The sequence below is a fragment of the Massilia rubra genome, assembly GCF_011682065.1.
Classification (GTDB): domain Bacteria; phylum Pseudomonadota; class Gammaproteobacteria; order Burkholderiales; family Burkholderiaceae_D; genus Telluria_A; species Telluria_A rubra.
In genome coordinates, this window is sequence record NZ_VUYU01000001.1 from 560266 (window position 1) to 581973 (window position 21708).

26 protein-coding genes are annotated in these 21708 nt (G+C 56.6%); 11 read left to right on the forward strand and 15 right to left on the reverse strand.

Annotated elements, in window-relative coordinates; translation table 11 throughout:
* Window positions 1-99 precede the first annotated feature (99 nt).
* Window positions 100-804, reverse strand: a complete 705-nt coding sequence (flgA, locus tag F0185_RS02455) for a flagellar basal body P-ring formation chaperone FlgA (RefSeq protein WP_167221220.1) — start codon at window positions 802-804, stop codon at window positions 100-102.
* 183 nt (window positions 805-987) lie between these two features.
* Between flgA and flgB the strand changes: the two genes are divergently transcribed.
* The 11 genes from flgB (at window position 988) to flgL (ending at window position 11958) form a co-directional block, all read left to right on the forward strand.
* Window positions 988-1410, forward strand: a complete 423-nt coding sequence (gene flgB, locus F0185_RS02460; RefSeq protein WP_166896849.1) for a flagellar basal body rod protein FlgB — start codon at window positions 988-990, stop codon at window positions 1408-1410.
* A gap of 2 nt (window positions 1411-1412) precedes the next feature.
* On the forward strand, window positions 1413-1814 hold the full coding sequence (flgC, locus tag F0185_RS02465) for a flagellar basal body rod protein FlgC (protein WP_166896851.1): 402 nt from the start codon (window positions 1413-1415) through the stop codon (window positions 1812-1814).
* Window positions 1815-1840: 26 nt separating this feature from the next.
* Window positions 1841-2554, forward strand: coding sequence for a flagellar hook assembly protein FlgD (locus tag F0185_RS02470; protein WP_167221222.1), 714 nt, complete (start codon window positions 1841-1843; stop codon window positions 2552-2554).
* Between the two features lie 39 nt (window positions 2555-2593).
* On the forward strand, window positions 2594-4114 hold the full coding sequence (locus F0185_RS02475; protein ID WP_167221224.1) for a flagellar hook protein FlgE: 1521 nt from the start codon (window positions 2594-2596) through the stop codon (window positions 4112-4114).
* Between the two features lie 154 nt (window positions 4115-4268).
* Window positions 4269-5015 (forward strand): flagellar basal body rod protein FlgF, encoded by a 747-nt coding sequence (locus F0185_RS02480; protein WP_167221225.1) that lies wholly within the window; start codon window positions 4269-4271, stop codon window positions 5013-5015.
* A 74-nt stretch (window positions 5016-5089) separates the two neighbouring features.
* Window positions 5090-5872 carry a flagellar basal-body rod protein FlgG gene (gene flgG, locus F0185_RS02485; protein ID WP_167221227.1) on the forward strand — a complete coding sequence of 261 codons (783 nt, stop codon included), beginning with the start codon at window positions 5090-5092 and terminating at the stop codon, window positions 5870-5872.
* 16 nt (window positions 5873-5888) lie between these two features.
* Complete coding sequence (locus F0185_RS02490) at window positions 5889-6533, forward strand: flagellar basal body L-ring protein FlgH (RefSeq protein WP_167221229.1); 645 nt, start codon at window positions 5889-5891, stop codon at window positions 6531-6533.
* A gap of 11 nt (window positions 6534-6544) precedes the next feature.
* A complete protein-coding gene (locus F0185_RS02495) occupies window positions 6545-7651 on the forward strand; it encodes a flagellar basal body P-ring protein FlgI (RefSeq protein ID WP_166896863.1) in 1107 nt (368 codons plus the stop codon).
* A 10-nt stretch (window positions 7652-7661) separates the two neighbouring features.
* Entirely contained in the window at window positions 7662-8648 is a 987-nt protein-coding gene (flgJ, locus tag F0185_RS02500) for a flagellar assembly peptidoglycan hydrolase FlgJ (RefSeq protein ID WP_167221231.1), read from the forward strand.
* 69 nt (window positions 8649-8717) lie between these two features.
* The gene (flgK, locus tag F0185_RS02505) at window positions 8718-10682 is read left to right on the forward strand and encodes a flagellar hook-associated protein FlgK (RefSeq protein WP_167221233.1); all 1965 of its coding nucleotides are present in this window, start codon (window positions 8718-8720) and stop codon (window positions 10680-10682) included.
* A gap of 37 nt (window positions 10683-10719) precedes the next feature.
* Window positions 10720-11958 (forward strand): flagellar hook-associated protein FlgL, encoded by a 1239-nt coding sequence (gene flgL, locus F0185_RS02510; RefSeq protein ID WP_167221235.1) that lies wholly within the window; start codon window positions 10720-10722, stop codon window positions 11956-11958.
* A gap of 60 nt (window positions 11959-12018) precedes the next feature.
* Here the strand turns inward: flgL and F0185_RS02515 are convergent, their stop codons facing one another.
* The 14 genes from F0185_RS02515 to F0185_RS02580 form a co-directional block, all read right to left on the reverse strand.
* On the reverse strand, window positions 12019-12741 hold the full coding sequence (locus F0185_RS02515; RefSeq protein WP_167221237.1) for a hypothetical protein: 723 nt from the start codon (window positions 12739-12741) through the stop codon (window positions 12019-12021).
* Window positions 12742-12908: 167 nt separating this feature from the next.
* Entirely contained in the window at window positions 12909-13436 is a 528-nt protein-coding gene (locus tag F0185_RS02520) for a hypothetical protein (protein WP_167221240.1), read from the reverse strand.
* A complete protein-coding gene (locus F0185_RS02525; protein ID WP_167221242.1) occupies window positions 13433-14053 on the reverse strand; it encodes an SMI1/KNR4 family protein in 621 nt (206 codons plus the stop codon). The genes F0185_RS02520 and F0185_RS02525 overlap by 4 nt, the downstream gene beginning before the upstream one ends.
* 212 nt (window positions 14054-14265) lie before the next feature.
* Entirely contained in the window at window positions 14266-15030 is a 765-nt protein-coding gene (locus F0185_RS02530; RefSeq protein WP_167221244.1) for a hypothetical protein, read from the reverse strand.
* Between the two features lie 81 nt (window positions 15031-15111).
* Window positions 15112-15909: a hypothetical protein gene (locus F0185_RS02535; protein WP_167221246.1), complete on the reverse strand. Its 798-nt coding sequence runs from the start codon at window positions 15907-15909 to the stop codon at window positions 15112-15114.
* A gap of 364 nt (window positions 15910-16273) precedes the next feature.
* Complete coding sequence (locus F0185_RS35645; RefSeq protein WP_167221248.1) at window positions 16274-16531, reverse strand: immunity protein Tsi6 family protein; 258 nt, start codon at window positions 16529-16531, stop codon at window positions 16274-16276.
* A gap of 507 nt (window positions 16532-17038) precedes the next feature.
* Window positions 17039-17530 carry a hypothetical protein gene (locus F0185_RS02545; RefSeq protein ID WP_167221250.1) on the reverse strand — a complete coding sequence of 164 codons (492 nt, stop codon included), beginning with the start codon at window positions 17528-17530 and terminating at the stop codon, window positions 17039-17041.
* A gap of 19 nt (window positions 17531-17549) precedes the next feature.
* Window positions 17550-18101 (reverse strand): hypothetical protein, encoded by a 552-nt coding sequence (locus F0185_RS02550; protein WP_167221252.1) that lies wholly within the window; start codon window positions 18099-18101, stop codon window positions 17550-17552.
* A gap of 456 nt (window positions 18102-18557) precedes the next feature.
* A complete protein-coding gene (locus F0185_RS02555) occupies window positions 18558-18962 on the reverse strand; it encodes a hypothetical protein (protein WP_167221254.1) in 405 nt (134 codons plus the stop codon).
* A gap of 34 nt (window positions 18963-18996) precedes the next feature.
* Window positions 18997-19293, reverse strand: a complete 297-nt coding sequence (locus F0185_RS02560) for a hypothetical protein (RefSeq protein WP_167221256.1) — start codon at window positions 19291-19293, stop codon at window positions 18997-18999.
* Between the two features lie 313 nt (window positions 19294-19606).
* A complete protein-coding gene (locus tag F0185_RS02565; protein ID WP_167221258.1) occupies window positions 19607-19876 on the reverse strand; it encodes a DUF7710 domain-containing protein in 270 nt (89 codons plus the stop codon).
* 138 nt (window positions 19877-20014) lie between these two features.
* Complete coding sequence (locus tag F0185_RS02570; protein WP_167221260.1) at window positions 20015-20614, reverse strand: hypothetical protein; 600 nt, start codon at window positions 20612-20614, stop codon at window positions 20015-20017.
* Window positions 20615-20742: 128 nt separating this feature from the next.
* The gene (locus F0185_RS02575; protein ID WP_370663963.1) at window positions 20743-21531 is read right to left on the reverse strand and encodes a hypothetical protein; all 789 of its coding nucleotides are present in this window, start codon (window positions 21529-21531) and stop codon (window positions 20743-20745) included.
* Window positions 21532-21708, reverse strand: a 177-nt coding sequence (locus F0185_RS02580) for a transposase domain-containing protein (protein WP_167221264.1), incomplete at its 5' end; no start/stop codon positions are given. It lies immediately after the preceding gene.

A 21708-nucleotide genomic window follows, 5' to 3' on the forward strand; every position in this document is an offset into this window, starting at 1 on the left:
CCTTCATTGGGCGGAGCGGTAAAAACTCCAGGGTCTGCGTAAGTAACGGCGCATGCGGCGTAAACTTTAGCGCATTCCCGCGCGAGTTTGAACAGTTGGCTAAAAGACCACCTCCACCAATCCGCCCGCCCTGGCCACCCCGCTGAGGATGGCGCCGGCCGGCGTTCTCACCTGGACCACCTGGCCATCGCTGGCGTTGCCGATCGCGCGCGCTTCGGCCGATACCCGGAACCCGTTGCCGCTCGAGACCACCCGGACCAGTTGTCCCTGCTGCACCACCGGTTTGCCGCGCAGCGCATCGAGGCGCAGCGGCGTGCCGGAAGCGAGCGACACCGTGCTGGTGCGACCGACCGCTTGCGCCATGTCGGTCACGATTCCGTTCGGCATCGTCCCAATGTCGCCCTTAAGCAACACTAATTGCGATTGTTCAATTGTCTGGCCCTGGACCAGGGGCACGGCGGTGGCCACGTAATCGGTCACCACGCTCACCTGTGCCTGAATATACACCGTCCACGCGAGCGGCGCGGTACAGCGCACGCCGACCGTGGTTTTTCCCGAGGTACGCGCGCCGGGCTGCTGGAAGGCTTGCGGGGCCGGGCAGGAGGCCAGGCTCATGCGCTGGTTGACGGGGCCGGCGGTGACCGTTACTTCGCCCGCCAGGGCCGCGTTCTGGGCGCGCAGATAGTCTTCCGCCACGCGCTTGAGCACGGCCGGGTCTTGCAAGGCGGGCGCCGGCGCGGCGGCCGGCTGCGCGAAGCAACATTGCGAGGCAAGCAAGAGGGCAGTGAAGAAGGCGATTTTCATAGTGATTGCTTTCAGGAATGAGAGCATCATAGACTTCACGCGACCTTGCCGAACTTCCGAATAGCCGTGTTTTGGCGCTCCTGATCGTTCGATTGGGCAAGCAACAGGGTCCGTATGATTCATCCTGTCATCACCAGTACATTGCCGCCAACCCGGAGGCAGTCGACAGATGCGGAGCACGACATGATTGGCAAACTCGACGATTACATGCGCTTTAACGAGACGGCCCTGAGCCTGCGCTCGCAACGCCAGGAATTGCTGGCGTCGAACATCGCGAATGCGGATACGCCTAACTACAAGGCGCGCGATATTGATTTCGCCAGCGCCCTGCAAGGCGTGCTGGCCAAGGGCACGCCGCCGGCTGGCGTGCTCAAGCAAACCGCCCCGGCCCACATGGCGACCGGCGCCGCCAAGGGCGACGTGCTGGCCAACGGCACCCCGGTGCAGTACCGCACCCCGGCCCAAGGCGCGGTCGACGGCAACACGGTCGACATGGATGTCGAGCGCAATCAGTTTGCCGACAACGCCCTGCGCTACGAAGCGGCGGTCACCTTCATCAATATGCAAATCCGCGGGATGACCTCGGCGATCCAGGGAGGCCAGTAATCATGTCGCTCTTTAATATCTTTAACGTGTCCGGCTCGGCCATGAGCGCCCAGGCCCAGCGCCTCAACGCCACCGCCAGCAACCTGGCCAATGCCGACAGCGCCACCAGCGCCAGCGGCGAGGCCTACCGCGCCAAGCAGGTGGTGTTCGAGGCGATCCCGACCAACGGCGCCGGGACCGCCGTCAGGGTGCGCGAAGTGATCGAAGATCCTTCCCCGCTCAAGCAGGTGTACGACCCGAAACATCCGATGGCCGACGAGAAGGGCTATGTGGCCATGCCGAACGTAAATGTGGTCGACGAGATGGTCAACATGCTGTCGGCCTCGCGTTCCTATCAGACCAATGTCGAAACCATGAACGCGGCCAAGTCGCTGTTGATGAAAACGTTGACCATTGGTCAATAACCTGAGTAATAAACTGAGAAACCGCCATGGCAACCGTCAATTCCAATGCACCCGTGATGTCGCAAGACTTGCTTAACGCCGTCAATCCGAAGAAGCCGAAAGCGGTCGAAGGCAGCGTCGAGGCGGACACCGACAAGTTCATGACCCTGCTGGTCACCCAGCTCAAGAACCAGGACCCGATGAATCCGCTCGACAATGCGCAGATCACCAGCCAGCTGGCGCAACTGTCGACGGTGACCGGCGTCAACAAGCTGAACACGACCATGGAATCGCTCAAGTCGAGCTACCAGAATTCGGAAGGCTTGCAGGCCGCTAACCTGATCGGGCATGGCGTGCTGGTGAACGGCAACGGCGTGACCCTGGCCGGCGGCAAGGGCATCATGGGCGTGAACCTGGAAACCCCGGCCGACAAGGTGCAGCTGATCATCACCGATCCGAAAACCGGCAAGGATGTCCAGACCATCGACCTCGGCCAGCGAGCGGCCGGCACCGTGCCGGTGGCCTGGGATGGCGTGGTCGACCCGACCAAACTCGACGCGGCCGGCAAGCCGATCGCGCTCAAGGATGGCAATTACCTGATTCGTGTCGTCGCCGAACGCGGCGGCGAAGCCATCAAAGACGCCAAGGCCCTGTCGTTCGACACGGTCGCCAGCGTCACCACCAGCGCCAAGGATGGCGTCAAGCTCAATCTGCCCTCGCGGGGCGTCGTGACCATGAGCGACGTCAAGCAAATTTTGTAAACAAGCCGCTACTACTTTTACTTTTTCAGGAGAAACACCATGTCGTTTCAACAAGGACTTAGCGGCTTGAATGGCGCAGCCAAATCGCTCGACGTTATCGGCAACAACATCGCCAACGCCAGCACCGTCGGTTTCAAGGGTTCGCAGGCGCAGTTCGCGGACATGTACGCCAATTCGCTCAACGGCGCCGGCGGCAACCAGGCCGGGATCGGGGTGAAAGTCTCGCAGATCGCCCAGCAGTTCACCCAAGGCAATATCGAAAGCTCGAACAACCCGCTCGACATCGCCATCAACGGCGCCGGATTTTTCCGCACCGATGTCAACGGCGACGTGCAATATTCACGGAATGGCCAGTTCTCGCTCGACAAGAACGGTTTCGTGATCAACGCCCAGGGTGCCAAGCTGACCGGCTACGGCGTCAGCGATACCGGCAACATCCTCACTGGCTCGGCGGTACCGCTGAAGATCGACAACAAGGACATGGATCCGCTCGAAACGAGCCGGGTCGATCTCAAGCTCAACCTCGATTCGCGCAGCCCGCTGCCGACCAAGGTGCCGTTCAGCGCGACCGATCCGGAAACCTACAACAAGCAGACCTCGATCGACGTGTTCGACAGCCTCGGCAATTCGCACGTGATGTCGACCTACTACGTCAAGACCGGTCCCGGCGCGTGGGACGTGTACGTCGGTTCGGACGGGGTGGAAATGACCAACCAGGCGGTGGCCGCCGCGGCCCAGACCGATACCGCCGCGACCACCGCGCGCACCGCCTTCCAGACCGCCTCCACCGCCGTGCCACCGGGTGACCTGGTCGCGGCCGCCGCCGCCTACGCGACCGCCGCCGGCGCCGCCGTCGCCGCCGCCGCCGGCACCGCTGGCGCCACCGCCGCCCAGCAGACCGCCATTACCACCGCCGCCGCCAGCGCCGGCGGCACGCCCGGCATCACGCCGGGCGAGATCGACAAGCTGATCGCCGCCGCCGTCAAGGTGCCGGCGGTGCGCGCCGGCCACCTCAATTTCGACACCAACGGCATACTGAACGCCGCCGCGATGGCGCCGCAGACCTTGCCGCTGCAAATCGAATTGCCGGTGTTTCCGCTGACCGGCGCCAAGCCGACCATCGAATTCGACCTGCATTTTGCCGGTACGACCCAGTATGGCGACGCCACGGAAGAAAAGAAATCGAGCCAGGACGGCTATACGGCCGGCAATCTGCAGCGTTTTTCGGCCGGTCCCGACGGCACCATCCTGGGACAGTACAGCAATGGTGAATCGCGTCCGCTGGGGCAGGTGGTGCTGGCCAATTTTGCCAATCCGAACGGGCTGCAACCGCTGGGGAACAATGCGTGGGCGCAGACGCCGACCTCGGGCAACCCGCTGATCGGCACGCCCAATTCTGGCAGTTTCGGCAATTTGCAGGCCTCGGCGGTGGAAAGCTCGAACGTGGACCTGACGGCGGAACTGGTCAATATGATCACGGCGCAGCGGGTGTACCAGGCCAATGCGCAGACCATCAAGACGCAGGATTCGGTGTTGCAGACCTTGGTCAACCTGCGTTAAACACCGTCGTTCCCGCCACTACCCCGTCGTTTCGGCCGCTATCTCGTCGTTCCCGGCCTCGGCGGCCCCCTTGGCGGGAACCCAAGTTTTGTCGTTCCGCTAACATGTACTTGGGTTCCCGCCTGCGCGGGAACGACGATGTAAAGGAAAAATCATGGATAGACTCATCTACACAGCCGGCAGCGGCGCCAAGCACATCCTGGAGCAGCAGGCGACCACCTCGCACAACCTGGCCAATGTCACCACCACCGGTTTCCGGGCCCAGATCGACGCCTTCCGCGCGGTGCCGATCGTCGGCGAGAACCTGCCGCTGGCCACCCGCGCTTTCGTGGTCAATACCACGGCCAGCACCGATTTTTCGTCCGGCCCCCTGCAACTGACCGGGCGCGACCTCGACGTGGCCCTCAAGGGCAAGGGCTTCCTCGCCGTGCAGATGCCCGACGGCAGCGAAGCCTACACCCGCAACGGCGCCCTGCAAATGAATGAAAACGGTTTGCTCACCAACACCGCCGGCTTCGCCATCCAGGGCGACGGCGGTTCCATCACCGTGCCACCGGAAGTGTCGGTCTCGATCGGCGGCGACGGCACCATCTCGACCATCGCCACCACCACCAAGCCGGGCGCGCCCACCATTCTGGGGCGCCTGAAACTGGTCAACCCGCCCGAGCAGGACCTGGTGCGCGGCGACGATGGCTTGTTCCGCCTGAAAAGCGGCGTGGCGGCCGAGCCCGACCCGCAAGTGGCGGTCGCCGGCGGGGCGCTGGAAGGCTCCAACGTCAGCCCGGTCGACGCCATGGTGACCATGATTTCGCTGGCCCGTTCCTTCGAACTGCAAATGAACCTGCTGAAGAATGCCGAGAACAACGCGGCGAAAGCCACCCAGATCCTCGCTTTGGGTTAACACCGCGGAGCGCATAATCTCTTCATTGATCGGTGCGTGGCGATGTTCGCCGGCCGCCGTTACTGGAGAAGACCATGATTCGTTCCCTTTTTATCGCCAAGACCGGCCTCGAAGCGCAGCAGACCAACCTGGACGTCATCACCAATAACCTGGCCAACGTCAGCACCAACGGCTTCAAGCGCAGCCGCGCCGTGTTCGAAGACTTGCTGTACCAGAATGTCCGCCAGCCGGGCGCCCAATCCTCGCAACAAACCCAACTGCCTTCGGGCCAGCAGATCGGCACCGGCGTGCGCGTGGTCTCGACCGAACGCATCCACACCCAGGGCAATCCCCAGCAGACCGGCAACTCGAAAGACGTGATGGTCAACGGCGCCGGTTTCTTCTCGGTGCTCATGCCCGACGGTACCGCCGCCTACACCCGCGACGGCTCGTTCCAGTCCGATTCGAACGGCCAGCTGGTCACCTCGTCCGGCTTCGTGGTCCAGCCGGCCATCACCGTGCCGGCGAATGCCTTGTCGCTGACCGTGGGCCGCGACGGCACCGTCTCGGTGACCCTGCCCGGCACCGGGGCGCCATCCCAGATCGGCAGCCTGCAACTGACCACGTTCGTGAACCCGGCCGGGCTGGAGTCGAAAGGCGAAAACCTGTATGTGGAAACCGGCGCCTCGGGCGCGGCCAACACCAACACGCCGGGCACCAACGGTTCCGGCGTGCTGCTGCAAGGCTACGTGGAAACCTCGAACGTGAACGTGGTCGAGGAAATGGTGAACATGATCCAGACCCAGCGCGCCTACGAGATCAACAGCAAGGCGATCACCACGTCCGACCAGATGCTGCAAAAGCTGTCGCAGCTGTAAGCCCAGGAGCTAGCCCATGAAAACTTTCCTCATCGTTTCCCTGCTGGCGCTGAGCGGCTGCGCCGCCACCCCGAGCTCGATCGTGCAGCGTCCGACCAGCGCCCGTCCGCTCATGGCCGAGCAGAGCGCGCCCGCCAACGGCGCCATCTACCAGAGTTCGCAGTACCGTCCGCTGTTCGAAGACCGGCGCGCGCGCCACATCGGCGACATGCTGACCATTAACATCACCGAGCGCACCGCGGCCGTGAAAGCCGGCGCCAGTTCGGGCAACAAGTCCGGCTCGGCCAGCTTCGCCGCACCGGGCGTGATCAAGGGCGTGTTCGGGGCCGCCGTCGGGGTCGAGGGCGCCAACAAGTTTTCCGATTCGGATAACCAGAGCGCGAGCAATACCTTTACCGGCACCATCGGCGTGACCGTCACCGAAGTGCTGCCGAACGGTAACCTGATCGTGGCCGGCGAGAAGCAGGTGGCGATGAACAAGGGCGTCGAGTTCATCCGCTTCTCGGGCATGGTCAGCCCGGACAATATTGGCGCCGGCAATACGGTCTCGTCGACCCAGGTGGCCGATGCGCGGGTCGAGTACCGCACCAACAGCCAGATCGACCGCGCCGAAATGACGGCGATGGTGTCCCGTTTCTTCCAGTCCCTGCTGCCATTCTGATCGGAATTTCCATGCGTGCATTCCTGAAAACCGCCGCCTTTGCCTTGTCGCTGACCCTGCTGCCGCAGGCGGTCCAGGCCGAGCGCCTGAAGGACCTGACGACGATTGCCGGCGTGCGCCAGAATCAGCTGAGCGGCTACGGCATCGTGGTCGGCCTCGATGGCAGCGGCGACCAGACCACCCAGACCCCGTTCACGGTGCAGTCGATCGTCTCGATGCTGCAGGCAAAAGGGGTGAACATGCCGCCCGGTACCAGCTTGCAGCTCAAGAACGTGGCCGCGGTGATGGTCACGGCCTCGCTGCCGGCCTTCGCCCAGCCGGGCCAGACCATCGATATCACGGTCTCGTCCATCGGTAACGCCAAGAGCTTGCGCGGCGGCACCCTGATCATGACGCCGCTGCAGGGCGCCGATAACCAGGTGTACGCCATGGCCCAGGGCAATGTGCTGGTCGGCGGGGTCGGCGCGCAAGCGGGCGGCGCGCAGGTGCAGGTCAATCACCTGGCAGTGGGCAAGATTTCGGCCGGCGCCACGGTGGAGCGCGCCGTCGCCTCGAACCTGGGCGAGAACAACCAGATCCGCCTGGAACTCAATACCACCGACTTTTCCACCGTGGCGCGCGTGGTCGAAGCGATCAACAACCATTTTGGCCCGGACATCGCCACCGCGCTGGACGGGCGCGTGATCCGCGTGCGTTCGCCATCCTCGAGCGACCAGCGGGTGGCCTTCATCGGCGTGCTGGAAGGGCTGGAAGTCAATCCGTCCAAGCTGGCCGCCAAGGTCATCATGAATGCGCGCACCGGCTCGGTGGTGATGAACCAGACCGTCACCCTGGACACCTGCGCCATTTCGCACGGCAACCTGTCGGTGACGATCAGTTCCGATCCGCAGGTCAGCCAGCCGGGGCCGTTCTCGGGCGGCCAGACCGTGGTGACCCAGAACACCCAGGTCGAAGTCAAAAAAGACCCGGGCAAGGTGGTCCTGGTCAAGGGCGGCGCGTCGCTGGCCGAAGTGGTCAAGGCGATGAATGCGATTGGCGCCTCGCCGCAAGACTTGCTCTCGATCCTGCAGGCGCTGAAAGCGGCCGGATCGCTGCGCGCCGAACTCGAAATCATTTGAGGATGCCATCATGATCGGCCCATCGAACGACCTGAGCAGCAAATTCGCCCTCGACACCAATGCCTTGGGCGGGCTCAAGCAGTCGGCCAAGGCCGGCTCTCCGGAAGCGCTGAAAACCGCGTCGACCCAGTTCGAGGCCATGTTCATCAACATGATGATGAAAAGCATGCGCGACGCCACGCCGCAGGGCGAAGGCATGCTCGACAGCCAGCAAACCAAGACCTTCACCACCATGCTGGACCAGCAGATGAGCCAGAACCTGGCCAAGCGCGGAGTCGGCCTGGCCGACGTGCTGATCCGCCAGTTGAGCACCACGGCCGCCAATGCGCAGGCGCTGGCGATCAATGGCGACCCGATCGCCCAGCCGGCCCAGCCGTTTACCATTGCCAACGACCAGCCGGCCAAGCGGATCGCCATGCCGCCCGGGCGCGATGCCGGCGAAATGATCAAGTCGCCGGGCGCGCTGCTCACGCCGACCACGACAGGCACCAGCGGCGCCCCGGCCACCCCCGGCGTGAGCGCGAGCGGGCGGCCGCAGTCGCCGCATGTGCGCGCGTTCCAGGAAAAGCTGGGCGCGCACGCCGACGAAGCGGCGCGCGCCACCGGGATTCCGGCCAAGTTCATGCTCGGCCAGGCCGCGCTCGAGTCGGGCTGGGGCCGGCGCGAGATCCGCAATGCCGACGGCGCCACCAGCCACAACCTGTTCGGCATCAAGGCCGGCCCTGGCTGGACTGGCAAGGTTGCCACGGCAGTCACGACCGAATACGTCAACGGCAAGCCGCAGACCCGGGTCGAGAAATTCCGCGCCTATGATTCGTATGCCGACAGCTTCAAGGATTACGCGAAACTGATCACCAACAACCCGCGCTACGAAAAAGTGCTGGCCAACGCCCAGGATGCGGCCGGTTTCGCCCAGGGCTTGCAGAAAGCCGGCTACGCCACCGATCCGCTGTACGCGGCCAAGCTGACCAAGATTATCCAGCGCAACCTGGCCTAGGCGGGCGCGCGGCTCAAGTTTTCTGACAACTTGCCGTAGATATAGATATTCAAGGAAAGAAACCACATCATGTCTGGAAATCTCCTCAACATCGGCAAGACCGGCCTGTTCGCCGCCCAAGTGGGCCTGTCCACGACCGGCCACAACATCGCCAACGCCAACGTGGCCGGTTACAGCCGCCAGACGATCATCCAGTCGAGCGGTATTGCGCAGAATTACGGCTACGGTTTTGTGGGCAGCGGCACGGAAGTGGAGCAGATCAAGCGCTATTCCGACAGCTTCCTGAACGGCCAGGTGCGTTCCGCCCAGACCCAGGTCAGCTCGCTCGACGCCTTTTACTCCCAGATCAGCCAGGTCGACAACTTGCTGTCGGACAGCACGTCCGGGCTATCGCCCGCCTTGCAGGATTTTTTCAAGGGCGTGCAGGACATGGCCTCGAACCCGTCCTCGGCCGCCTCGCGCCAGGCGGTGCTGTCGAATGGCGAGTCGCTGGTGGCGCGTTTCCAGGGCATCAATGACCGTCTGAGCGAGATCCGCCAGGGTGTGAACAGCGAAATCACGGCCAAGGTGGGGGTGATTAATTCCTATGCCCAGCAAATCGGCCAGCTCAACGACAAGATTTCCCAGTTGACCACCGGCTCCGGCGCCGAACCGAACGACCTGATGGATGCGCGCGACCAACTCATCGCCGACCTGAACAAGGAAGTCAAAACGACGGTTACGCGCGGCAACAATAACAGCCTGACAGTGGCGATCGGCAGCGGCCAGCCGCTGGTGGTGGGCAACAAGGCGTTCGAACTGGCGGCCACCACCTCGCCGACCGACTTGAGCCGGGTGCAGGTCGGCCTGGTGACTGCCGGCAAGGTTACCGTGCTGCCCGACAGCACCTTTACCGGCGGCGAGCTGGGCGGCCTGATGGAATTTCGTTCCGGCACCCTCGACCGTACCCAGAATTCGCTGGGCCGGGTGGCGATCACCCTGGCCCAGACCTTCAACGAGCAGCACCGCCTCGGCATCGACGCGGCCGGCAATCCGGGCGGCGATTTCTTCACGGTCGGCGCGCCCGTGGTCGGACGCAACATCAATAATGCGGTCGGCAGCACCACCGACGTCAAGGCGGCCATTGTCGACCCGGCCGCGCTGACCCAGAGCGACTACAGCGTCAGCTACGACGGCAGCAATTACACGGTCACGCGCCTGTCGGACAAGAAACCGTTCCAGATCACCCCGTTTCCGCAGACCGGCCCGCAGACCATCGATGGGGTGGCGTTTACCGTCACCGGCAGCGCGAGCGCCGGCGACAGCTTTCTGGTGCGCCCGACCATCAACGGCGCCTCCGACTTTTCGATGAAGGTCAACGAGCGCAACTCGATTGCGGCGGCGGCGCCGATCAGCACCAGTTTGCCGCTCAGTAACAAGGGCACGGTGACCATCAGCGAAGGCACTGTCGACGCCTCGTACCTGACGCCGGGCAATGCCTTGACGGCGCCAGTCAACCTGACCGTGGGCGGTACGCCGGCCGGCCTGTCCGGTTTCCCGGCGGGCCAGGCGGTGACCGTCACCACCAACGGCGTGCCGACCACGTATCCGGCCGGCACCCCCTCGATTCCCTTCACCGCCGGCGCCAACTACAACTTCGGCGGCGTGAACCTGAAATTTGCGGGCACGCCAGTCGCGGGCGACACCTTCACGGTCGCGCCGAACAACAACGGCACGGCCGACAACCGCAATGCGCGTCTCCTGGGCAACCTGCAGACCAAGCCGATTCTCGATGGCGGGAAGGCGACCTACCAGTCGGCCTACGCCGAGCTGGTCAGCTTTGTCGGCAACAAGACGCGCGAAGTGCAGGTGAACAGCCAGGCCGGCGACACCCTGCTCAAGCAGGTGACGGCGGCGCAGCAGGATGTTTCTGGCGTGAACCTGGATGAAGAAGCGACCAACCTGCTCAAGTACCAGCAAGCCTACCAGGCGGCCGGTAAAGTGATGCAGATGGCCAGTACGCTGTTCGACACGATCCTGTCGATCGGTCGTTAATTTACATTAGTCGGTTCGATAAGTCGGGGAAACCAGCATGCGTATCAGCACCAACACCATCTACGCCAACGGCACCGGCCAGCTCGGCAGCTTGCAGAGCCAGTTGGCCAAGACCCAGATGCAGCTGTCGACCAACCGCCGCCTCGTGACGGCCGCCGACGACCCGGTCGCGGCCGCGCGCGCGCTTGAACTGGCGCAATCGCAATCGGTCAACGAGCAGTTCAAGGTCAACCGCATGAACGCCAACAGTTCGCTGGGGCAGGTCGAAGGCGCGCTGACCAGTGCCACCACCCTGATGCAGGAAATCCAGCGCTTGTCGGTGTACGCCGGCAATGGCTCGCTGACCCCGCCCGACCGCGAAGCGATCGCGATCGACCTCGAATCGCGCATGCAGGACTTGCTGGCGGTGGCCAATACCGAGGACGGTGTTGGCGGCTATCTGTTTGCCGGGCATCGCGCCAATACCCAGCCGTTCACCCAGACCGCCGGCGGCGCCCAGTACAACGGTGACCAGGGCCAGCGCATGTTGCAGGTCGGCTCCTCGCGCACGATGCCGGTCAGCGAGACCGGCAACGCCATTTTTGAACGGAATATGACCGGTAACGGCGACTTCCAGACCCGCGCCGCGCCTGGCAACACCGGATCGGGCCTGATCTCGCCGGGCACGGTGACCGACAAGTCGGCGCTGACGGGCCACAATTACAGCGTGACGTTCGCGGTGAGCGCGACCACGCCGCCGGTGACGACCTACATGGTGACGGACACCACCACCAGCGAATCGATTCCGCGCCCACCGGCCGTGGCCACGCCGCAGCCGTACAAGACCGGGCAGCAGATTGCGTTCGATGGCATGGCGATGGACGTCAAGGGCGAGCCGGGCAACGGCGACAGCTTCACCACCGAACCGAGCGTGAACCAGTCGGTGTTCAAGACGGTGACCGACCTGGTGGCGGCGCTGCGCCAGCCGGTTATCGGGGCGGGCGGCAAGGCCCAGCTGGCCAATAGTCTGAGCGTGGCCAATGCCAACCTGACGTCGTCGCTCGATAACATCTTGTCGGTGCGCGCCTCGTTCGGCTCGCGCATGCAGGAACTCGATTATCTGGATAGCGCCGGGTCGGACCGCGATATCCAGTACCAGACCGCGATATCGAACCTGGTGGACCTGGACATGGTCAAGGCGCTGTCGCAGTTCGCGCAGCAGCAAACCACGCTTGAAGCGGCGCAGAAGTCGTTCAAGGCCTTGTCGGGCTTATCGCTGTTTAATTACATCGGGTAAGGGCAGGCGGGCCGGTGCGCCCGGCGCCCGTCAGGCATGACTATTTTCTTCGCCAGCGCTTTACTCAATAGCCACGTCGATTGTTTTCTCCAGCAGGACTCTTAATTCTTCCAAGTATTCCGATCCCCACTGCTGCGACATCCCGGCATCAAAATTGGTGATGGTGTAAGAATCCGACTTGTCAAAATGAGAAAAGACAGATCGGAAAATGCAAGAAATTATCCAAACCAATAGCTTATAGTTTTCCTTCGGTGCTGCTCGCTTTTCGAGTACAAGATCCATGTCCTCGCATAGCGATAGAAACAGTTTTCGATCGAAACGTTTCAGTTCAAATAGCTGATAGCAAAACGTGTTTTCCATCTCATCATCACGATTGTTGGCCAACCGTTGCCACGCGTCGCGGCAACGTGCATCCTGGTCCTGTGCGTTTCCTGATGCAGTCAACGCGGCTGTTTTGTTGCTGTTTGCCGGATCGATGATTTGATCAGATGCGAATCGGGCAAGGCGATCGAAATATCCTTCCGCTTCCAATCGGTCCACCGCAGCCTGCATATCGCGTAGCGTAATGCTCCTCAGTACAATCAATCCCGGCTCGGCAATGAAGCGATTTCCTGATTTACACGCTTCATCCAGATCTTGTACAAGCCGTACCGGATCGTAGAAAAGCACGGGATAAACCATATCATTGTCAGTCCGGACTTTAACATGACTGAGATAACCTCTGGATTCGGCTTCGAACTCAGGCCGTTCATCGAAATCAAACTCAAAAATCAACGTCGCCATGTCATTTCATCCTGCACAAAGTTTTAGGGAGGTCCAACTACGGTCCGACATATGCTCATATAAAATGCCGACAACCGCGCTAAATTTACTATCCGGAATTCCTTGCGGGTACGCTCTCTTGATCAGATGCACTGTTTTCATCAAGTGCTCGGGAGTATGTCTCATTATTATTCCCATTCAGAGGACAGGTGAGCCGGCCTCAGACGGTCAACTTGAACCAGAATGGACTCATCTCCCACATTGATGTTAAAAGATCCATCAGCGCGCTCGTCGACCTCGGCAGCCCAACATGACACCGTGCGCCCACCGTCGACAATGTCGATCCGCGATACCGTATTCTGCCCGTCACTTTCTGTCACCGTTACCGTTGCCACTCCGACCGGAAGTTCGCTCAACTCTCGCGTGCGATAAATACTGCCGGCCTCAAAACTGCAGGGAGTATCAATTACCTCCCTGGCGGTCAGGTACAAACCGATATATCCACCCGTATTTCCATCGTCGAGCTGAGAAAGCATGCGATAGACTGAACCATTCTGGAGTTGAATATCAATGCCTGTGCATTGGAGAAAAGGGACACTCGGATGCTCCCAAAGTATGGGGCCTTCTCCCAGGGAACTGTCCGAAAGCGCCATTTCAGTGGCTATCCATCGGATGATCGATTGGTCATTGAGCACGGTAACGTGGACAGGCTTCATGATTCGTCTCCATGACGTTGTAAAGAAGGGTAAGTCGCAGCATTCGTGGAGTGTTTCTTCCGGAGGGCGTACAGAAATTGGTCAAAAGAACCGGCAACTAAATACATATTCTCGTACATTGCCTGCGCTGGCCGTGGCTCGCCATAATCTTCAAGATATTCCTCCTCACTTAGCGCCTCATGCCGCATATCCCAGTAAAATATTCTACCCTCATCTCCATCACTGACTCCTGAACAGATTTGGCCAGCGCCGCCATCATCGGCAATCGGAATGACACTTTCTGGCATCCGCCCCCGAAAGAACCCCACGCGCGTAGCCAGGCTGTATGCTCCTTCACCATTTGCGCCATAAGATGCATCCAGCAAAGCGAAGCCATCGCCCGTCACGTGTGCAGGAAGCTGCTCGACAGAACTGAAAACAACATAAGGCTTCTCGTCCGATTCACCCTTGAATAATGATGCGCCATACGTGGCCAGGAAAACGCGGTAGTCATCAGGAAGACGAATATTCAGCATTTTCTCCAGTTCGGTGATGTCAAATTCAGGCATTGGCAAAAATTCATCTCCGCAAGCAGGTTTGATTCCCCCGAGCCTGGCGATATGATGCTTGATATTCATAGTTCACTTTCAATCTGCCGGGGTGTGCATGGTCACATGCCGCTTACAAATCTTGAATCGGGTATGAATGGTGATCAGTTCGACGCGTCAACGCAGCGCGTCGCGCATGTCATTCCGTATGCACCGAGGGAAACAACTGCGCACTGCCGACTCGGGGCTCAGAGATGTTCAGCCAGATTGTGCGAGCTACCCTGTGCCATCGCGTCGACATATCACGTGTCCAGAAAATTGTCCTTCAAGTCGAACACTGTCATTTCAAATTCCTCGCGCCTAACATTTCCTTTTATCGTGGCTATTCGTTGCGGATCTATTCTGTTCAGCAAATTTTTTACCAGAATCTCAATATCGTCGTCGTGGACAAGGGCTTCATTATTGCTGATGATATCAAAATACTCGCCGAATATCGTATAAGTATCGTCATCTGCCGATTCCAGATCCTTTTCGCTCTGATAGGTGGCGGCAAGGTTTTCCAGAGGACGATGGAGCACCCATCCGCTAAACATATTTTCGTTATTGAAGAATAAAGATAAATCAGATGTAATTCTAAAAACGGTTGCTGGAGGAGCGTTTTCGGTAAAACAGAACAACTCTCGACTGTTTGAATTGAAAGATCGATAAATCTGAGGGGGAAGAAGAAAGAACTCGTTTATCGGGGAAAGCTGGATTGAGAAATATCCGGCTTGAGGCTGCGGTAGTTTTGCATGAAAGTGAGAATTTTCTTCAGACAGACTCAATATCAATGTATGTAGTTGCCCGGAATTATCAAATCTGACAATGTCTGATTCTTCGGTAAACCAATGTTCACTCCCTATACTTTCTGAAATAACGGTGTTTATCGTTGCATTAGGTTGCGTAATAATTTTTCCTGCAACAGCCAGCGACCCGCGGGAACCAAATATGAATGTGGTATCGCTGAATGGTTCTGACCTGGCAATCAGTTCTATCCCAACGTCATTGGTTAAGAAGAATCTATTCATTTCATACAATCTATGTTAGTGAGAAGTGATACGCTTGGGAACTTTGGAATGACATTACAAGCATGAGGCAGGCGTCGCTGGTTAGCGTGGGACTCGCTCGTGGTGTGCGAGATCACCACGTTGGCGAGCATGTCGTACGCACAGCTTTTGAATTGCCCGGTGCTTTAGATATTTCCCCTTGTTCAACTCATCGCAAGAGAATTTGTTAAACATAAATTTTACGAAACGCTGATGAGCCGATTTGGAATAATCTTTATCAAGGAGATCCATGTTGCTCTCAACTGTCTTGAGGTAAAAATTTTGAGTTCCATTTTCAGAAGAAAACTGAATCAGGACGCCATTGTGAAAAAGAATCGCACCTTCATTTAGATCCTTATTCATATGAATATCGAACGAAAAATCATCGCCGGTGCTACGCATCCTTAAGTAGTTCAGAAATGTCGTGAGTCTGAACCTGTCAAAGATGCCGATTCCGTTGGTTTGTAGTCCCTCTGCATAAAAGTAGAGTTTGAATTCCGTGCAGATGCTTTTTCGCCTGGAAGGGAAATTCCGTTCCCAAGAGAGAAGATGGTAATCTGTTTCTTCTCCGGATATATCAAGATCTTGCATCTCGACGTCGGATTTCGAGAAAGAGATCAAATCGACTGAGCGCGGATCGGCTATCCATCCATCTTTGACAAAACGATAGATTAGTTCGTTTATATCTAACGCGCAGTTTTTGCGAATCAAATGATGTCTTTTCTGATATTTATTTACCAGATTCATATCGAATTCCATTTTTATCGATTCGGCAACACCACTTTGCAGCCTTAGCCCATTGTTCGGAGGCCCGGTTCCGCTCGACTCTACCTTCAGCAATGAGGTCATCGCGGATGCCATGCTCGTTCCGGTCTTCATTGTAGATCGCTACCTGCATTCCTTCATGAAACGTTATGAGTGAACCGCTGGAATCCATCTTTGTATCAGTTTTTGCAAGCAGAACAAGATCAGGTTCCAGCATTTCATTAAAGTCGACGCATATGCGTGGAATTCTATTTGGCATATGTAATTTTTTCAGGTCACATTTGAATGTGCGTACTGATGCTGTGCCGCTCTAGATCCAGCACGGGCTATATTCCTATTTTAGCTCCATCATTGCTTTTCCCGGCGGGGCCCGGTAGTTCAGGTAACGCTTCATCGTATGGCTCGCATGAAATGCCCCCGAGCGCCCCTGCTGCCCCATGTGTGCTATTTGCCCTTGCAATTACATCTGCCTTGCCTCACTCGCAATTTGGTAGAACGTCTCGGCTGTGTGGTCGTCTAAAGGTTCAATTTCTCGTGCGGTAAGGACTCTGATGGTGATCTCTTTTAGCCTGGATCTGTTTGTGACAGTCCCATTTTCTAATCCAATGAGATACTCGATCTGCCGTAACACCGACAAAAGTGCGGTGCTACTTGGATATTGGTCAAGTAAGACGCTGCATTTCTGCCTGCCAAGCTCTAACAGTTGCTGTCTGCTCATGGATTTGGAATCTCTATAGAAATGCCTTGTCCGGTACAAAGAATTGTATTTGTTTGGCTAATTAAAGCCGTACAACATTCATTTCCGCAAGGACCTTGCCAAGAGGTAGCGACAATTCTGCGTCAATAGCCGCCCACTCGTTGAGATCAAGTTCGTATTCGTAGCTTTCACCGCGCTCACTGCCTAATGTTGAGTCCGTGTTAGTTTGTCGGCATTGACCCCGTGCCCTCCCGTACTCCGCTCCTCACCTGTGCGACAGCTTGTCATCAAAATTCATGATCGTGTAACTATCGACTTTGTCAAAATGAGAAAAGACGCATCGGAAAATGCAAGAAATTATCCAACCAATAACATATAGTCTTCTTTTGGTTTCGCGTGCTTTTCGAACGCGATCTCCATATCGTCGCATAGCGTCAAAAACCGATTTTGATCTAAATTACTTTGCTCAAATAACTTATAGAAAAACGTATTTCCAATCCTGTCATTTTTATTGTTGGACAACCGTTGCTAGGCATCTTCAACACGGGTCACGGGGTCTTGTCCGTGTCCAGGATGGTTTGTTGTTTGATAATCGGGGGCACGTTTCACGTCTGATCCCGCGAGTTTGTCGTTTTCAATATACACGGATTCTATTTTATCATTTGGAACTACCCAGATAAAACCGGAACTGGTCCGAAATCGAACGCATTCTTTATGAAGTTCCACGCTGATAAATGGATTAGATTCCGTTGAAACTAATATCCAGTCCAGCAAGCCGCCGATTCTTTTGCAGAAAAATCCACAGGAGCCGTGGGCGGCCGCTTCGCCGCCGGAATAAGTCGAGTTTCCAATTTCTACGGAGAAATTTTGGAATATAGACGTCAACTCAGATTCGTCAACGATGATGCTATCATCAAGCTCGATCTTGTCACTATCTATTCTGTATCCCATGACGCGTGAAGAGTCTGTTGCTATGCAATCTGCGTAATAGAAGTTCCCATGATCAATCAGTTCGGTCATATTCAACGCCGCTTTCCAATCACTGTTTGTGCTGCATACATGCAGGGAAGTCGCTGCGAACGTAATCCGCCAGACCATTCTCTGGATTGAATGAATTGTAATAAAGCGGCGCCTGAATTGCCAACGTACAGATATCTGCCGCGGGCAGAACCATCAGCGGTTCGCCATTCGTTGCGGTCAAACAAAATCCAGATTCCGCCTGGCACTCATCAGAGACATGAACCAGCTTGTCGATCTGTAGCACATTCGACCAAGCTGCTGGCAAGCACGCCATGGCGGGCGTGTCAGCCACCTTGACTATTTCGAACGTCAGCGTGCCAATCTCTTCCCAGTCCATGAGATCATGCATTTCCACTCCCACCCTGAGGGTCCGGCCATCGCACAACCGCAACCATAGTGATGACGGAGGGCCGACCTGAGGAATGTTGACAGCATAAGCCGTCAAGCCACTGCGCAAACCAGTTGACAAGGACGGAGCAGAAGAGACATCAAATACCAGCAATTCGTTTAAGCTATTGCTATCATTAATGCCGGGCACCTGTGAAATCGGCATCCACGCTGTGGAGTTCATGTAGTACCGATCAGCGTTATCCTGGCCAATAGGTTGCAATGGAAAAATTCTTCCATCCCCATGCATGATTAAATCGAAGTACGGACACTCTTCATTATCCCACAGTCGCTTGACCAGAACTTCATCAACATTAGTGGTGTGGCTGGCAGCATGTATGTTTAGTATATTTTCCGTCGGCTGTCAATTTTTTGAAAGTCCTGGCGTGACCGTATTGAGTATAGTGGCATCGTGTACAAACACTCGTGCGAGTGCTTGGACCTATTTCCTATAAGCTAGTACTCATGTGTATTTGCCAAACATGCCAATAGCCCAGCGATTTAAATAATCAACATCATGATACTTAGTTTGAATAATTGCTAAAAGCGTAATGGGAACTTCATTCTTGTTGATGTTAATCATAAAAGATCTCCGGTCAGGAACCCTTTAGGGTAGCGGACCAAGAACCGCGACTGGCAATTAACGCCACACAAATCCCCGAGGAAGTCGCTCCTCGCCAAATCGGATGGCCGCAAATGCAGCATCCTGTTCTTTGTTTTCGCGATCATCAGCATCGCATGTGAAATATTCAGACCGAGCCGACCTTGTGGCATTTTCCCATTCCGCAATGTCTTTACCAATAAATTCTTCCAGCAATCCAATTATTGGCTCCAATTTCATCGGCTCGGAGCGCCATTTCCATCCTTCCCCTTCATCAACCATCGTGATCGGATCAAACTCGACACTCACGCAATAATTGCCAGGTTTTCCGCTAATATACACTGATATTACATATAGATTGATATCCGTCAATCTCTCCCTATACACACAAACTGTCCGGCGCGAGCCTAAACTCACATAGCTTTCAATTTCTTTCGGATCCATAGTCTTGAACTCATTTTTTTGGCAATATGGCCAGTCAGATTAAATCAGGAAATGCTTTTCGCACCAGCTCGCTTTTTATGTCTGGACAGTCTTCGTACCACCAATAAGGCACATCCTCGTCAGGCTGCGCATGTTCATAAATGCCAACAAGCCCGAGCAATTTTATCGGATTATCGGCCTTGAAGACGAAGCCATTTTTTTCGGCGAGCGACAAGGCGTCATTTGGCCAACAGCCGTCTTCATCCAGTTCCCCTTGAATGGAAAGCGAATAACTTCTGTCTCGAATAATCTTAAGACAGGTGTTCCAGAGATTAAAATTGGACGCCAACATTCGTATCCTCTATTCGCATTAATTATTGCGCATATCTATTGAAGCTCACCGTGGCCGTCCAGCATGGTTGCAGCGCTGAAAGAAGTCCTGCGGAGACCAGGAAGTGATGCCGCGAAACTCATCCGTCAATGCAGCGCCAACTCGTATCGCCCCCATTGTTACTTGGCAACATCATTTTGCAGCCTTAACGCGCGTAATTTTCGTCCTGCGATCTTCACCGTACCTTCATACGGCTGCGCTTTTCAAACGAACTGATGCCGCTCGCTACGGTTTCTTCGAGGCCCCTAAAGTAGATGATAATCATAATTGCACTCTATTCAGCGATGCCATTTTCGAAGTGTACGTGTTCCTGGGCTGCCGACGAGAACTTTTGGATAAATGCCGACGATTTTTGCTGCTCGTTCTTGGCGCTAAATTGGCCATTTTCTATCGCCCACTCGTAGACTGAGATGCCCACCGGGTACTTCGTCAACACCCCGGTTAAGGCATTTTTCGCTATCCATCTTTGCGCATCGGCTCGCGCATCGAATACTGCAGAAGGAAATCGTCCCTCGGCCCCATTGAAGACCCATACTTCTTTCATGGTTAGTCCTTATATTGAAGTCCCGGCCTTGCGTGGAATCGCCCATCAATAGCGGGATCTAAATTTTCGCTTCTTGATAAAAAAACGGTATCTGACCTCGTGTCGCGATTGAATAATCGGCGAGCGCCAAGTTTTTTATCAATATACAGGAATTTCTTCGCCGGCCACATATTGGCCCCAGCCTGCCCGCTGGATTTCGTCAACAGTAGCCCATGCTGCATTATCTCCAAAAACCGATGCTCCTAGTTCCATCACACCGAAATCCGGAGCAGGTACGTGAAGCACATTTTCGGTAGTGACATTACTTGGATCGCTCCAAACGGATTCACATTCATGACAGGCGATTACAATTTTCTTGGAATTGTCTACGCGCCGAAATCCCAAGATACCAGTCTTGCATATCGGGCACAATTCTTCTAAATAAAATATGGTCCTGGCGGTCCCCCATTTACAAGCCGGCTGCCATATCGTAAAACTCTCTGACATCAGTCCGCAGACCATGTCTATTACATCAAAAAGCTTGTCTTCTACTTCTTCCGGCAAAGCGTCATTGACAGATTTTGCTTGATTTTGATGGACTACGCTCATTAAAGAATGTGCAATCTGAGGCGCTCGTGCTCCCTTTTCTTTAAAGGATAACAATAGGTCGCGTATCTGAGATAGGGTAGTATCGCCGTATATGTTCTCTACCAACTCTTGGAACATCCAACTTGACTCTACCGGTTTACTCGTTTTCATTATTTGCTCCGCTTTGAAAATATCGGCCATATTTGATGCAATTTAATTTTAAATTTTCTTTGGGTAACATTTTTATATGCCATTTGGTTCTATTTTCCTGGAAATAGTGACCAAAGCCCACCAGCCGATTATATTGAACAGTCACGTTTGTAGGCACTGACCCCGTGCAGGCTCGAACCGTAAAACAGCTTGTTCAGCACGCGTCCGTCAGGAAAGACCGTCTTGATGCGGTTGCCCAGCTCGTCGTACTCGTGACGCAGCTCGGCGCTGAAGTCACGACCTTTCGTGTGCTCGCCCACCAGTTGGCCCAGCACATCGTAGTGCAGGCTCACTTCCGCATCCGCATTGATGGCCTGCGTCATCCGCCCGAGGGTGTCATAGGCGTAGCGTACACGCAATTGTTCGGCCTGCACCTCGCCCGTCGTGCGCGAGATGAGCATTTCGACGAGCTGGCCGGCGCTGTCGCGACTGTAGTGCGTATCGATGCGCGTGTACTCGTTGCGCTCGTCGCTGCCAAGTTCTTCCTTGGCGGTGATCAGGTCGCTGTCGTCGTAACGGTAGCGCGTCAGGCGCGCATCGAAGCCGGTTTCTTCAATCAGGCGGTCGAGCGCGTCATAGAGGAAACGGTGCGCGTCGCCATTTTCGTTGATCAACTCGGCCACACGGCGGGCATCGTCGTAGCGGTATTCCACCACGCTGCCACGCGCATCGATGCGCTTAAGCGGCTGTCCATCGGTGTCGAGCACGTAGCTGGTGTGATTGCCGAGCGGGCCAATGTGCGCGATCACGCGTCCCAGCGGATCGTACTCGTAGCTTTCACCGCCATCGGGTGTTTTGGTCCCGACAGGCCGGCCGAGTGGGTCGTAGCTGTAGACGGTACTGTGTAAGCATCCGACCGTCCCACCTTCCAGCGGAATCTATTTCCCCGTAATCTGAGCAAATGGCAGAAGCGAATCGATCTGACTGTTGGGACAGGTGGGTAGTTTTTCCAGCGTCTCGGTCAGCCAGCGCATGGGGTCGATACCGTTGAGTTTGGCGGTGGCCACCAGGCTTTGAATGGCAGCGGCGCGCCGACCAGCGCGCTCCGAGCCGGT

Coding starts and splice junctions, on each gene's coding strand:
- F0185_RS02520 (WP_167221240.1), bottom strand. CDS start 13,436: ATGAAGCCTGTCCACGTTACCGTGCTCAATGACCAATCGATCATCCGA.
- F0185_RS02565 (WP_167221258.1), bottom strand. CDS start 19,876: ATGAAAGAAGTATGGGTCTTCAATGGGGCCGAGGGACGATTTCCTTCT.
- F0185_RS02475 (WP_167221224.1), top strand. CDS start 2,594: ATGTCGTTTCAACAAGGACTTAGCGGCTTGAATGGCGCAGCCAAATCG.
- flgK (WP_167221233.1), top strand. CDS start 8,718: ATGTCTGGAAATCTCCTCAACATCGGCAAGACCGGCCTGTTCGCCGCC.
- F0185_RS02490 (WP_167221229.1), top strand. CDS start 5,889: ATGAAAACTTTCCTCATCGTTTCCCTGCTGGCGCTGAGCGGCTGCGCC.
- F0185_RS02515 (WP_167221237.1), bottom strand. CDS start 12,741: ATGGCGACGTTGATTTTTGAGTTTGATTTCGATGAACGGCCTGAGTTC.
- F0185_RS02530 (WP_167221244.1), bottom strand. CDS start 15,030: ATGAATAGATTCTTCTTAACCAATGACGTTGGGATAGAACTGATTGCC.
- F0185_RS02495 (WP_166896863.1), top strand. CDS start 6,545: ATGCGTGCATTCCTGAAAACCGCCGCCTTTGCCTTGTCGCTGACCCTG.
- F0185_RS02545 (WP_167221250.1), bottom strand. CDS start 17,530: ATGACCGAACTGATTGATCATGGGAACTTCTATTACGCAGATTGCATA.
- F0185_RS02535 (WP_167221246.1), bottom strand. CDS start 15,909: ATGGCATCCGCGATGACCTCATTGCTGAAGGTAGAGTCGAGCGGAACC.
- F0185_RS02480 (WP_167221225.1), top strand. CDS start 4,269: ATGGATAGACTCATCTACACAGCCGGCAGCGGCGCCAAGCACATCCTG.
- flgB (WP_166896849.1), top strand. CDS start 988: ATGATTGGCAAACTCGACGATTACATGCGCTTTAACGAGACGGCCCTG.
- F0185_RS02550 (WP_167221252.1), bottom strand. CDS start 18,101: ATGAACTCCACAGCGTGGATGCCGATTTCACAGGTGCCCGGCATTAAT.
- flgC (WP_166896851.1), top strand. CDS start 1,413: ATGTCGCTCTTTAATATCTTTAACGTGTCCGGCTCGGCCATGAGCGCC.
- F0185_RS02525 (WP_167221242.1), bottom strand. CDS start 14,053: ATGAATATCAAGCATCATATCGCCAGGCTCGGGGGAATCAAACCTGCT.
- F0185_RS02560 (WP_167221256.1), bottom strand. CDS start 19,293: ATGTTGGCGTCCAATTTTAATCTCTGGAACACCTGTCTTAAGATTATT.
- F0185_RS02470 (WP_167221222.1), top strand. CDS start 1,841: ATGGCAACCGTCAATTCCAATGCACCCGTGATGTCGCAAGACTTGCTT.
- flgL (WP_167221235.1), top strand. CDS start 10,720: ATGCGTATCAGCACCAACACCATCTACGCCAACGGCACCGGCCAGCTC.
- flgJ (WP_167221231.1), top strand. CDS start 7,662: ATGATCGGCCCATCGAACGACCTGAGCAGCAAATTCGCCCTCGACACC.
- F0185_RS35645 (WP_167221248.1), bottom strand. CDS start 16,531: ATGAGCAGACAGCAACTGTTAGAGCTTGGCAGGCAGAAATGCAGCGTC.
- F0185_RS02555 (WP_167221254.1), bottom strand. CDS start 18,962: ATGGATCCGAAAGAAATTGAAAGCTATGTGAGTTTAGGCTCGCGCCGG.
- flgG (WP_167221227.1), top strand. CDS start 5,090: ATGATTCGTTCCCTTTTTATCGCCAAGACCGGCCTCGAAGCGCAGCAG.
- F0185_RS02570 (WP_167221260.1), bottom strand. CDS start 20,614: ATGAAAACGAGTAAACCGGTAGAGTCAAGTTGGATGTTCCAAGAGTTG.
- flgA (WP_167221220.1), bottom strand. CDS start 804: ATGAAAATCGCCTTCTTCACTGCCCTCTTGCTTGCCTCGCAATGTTGC.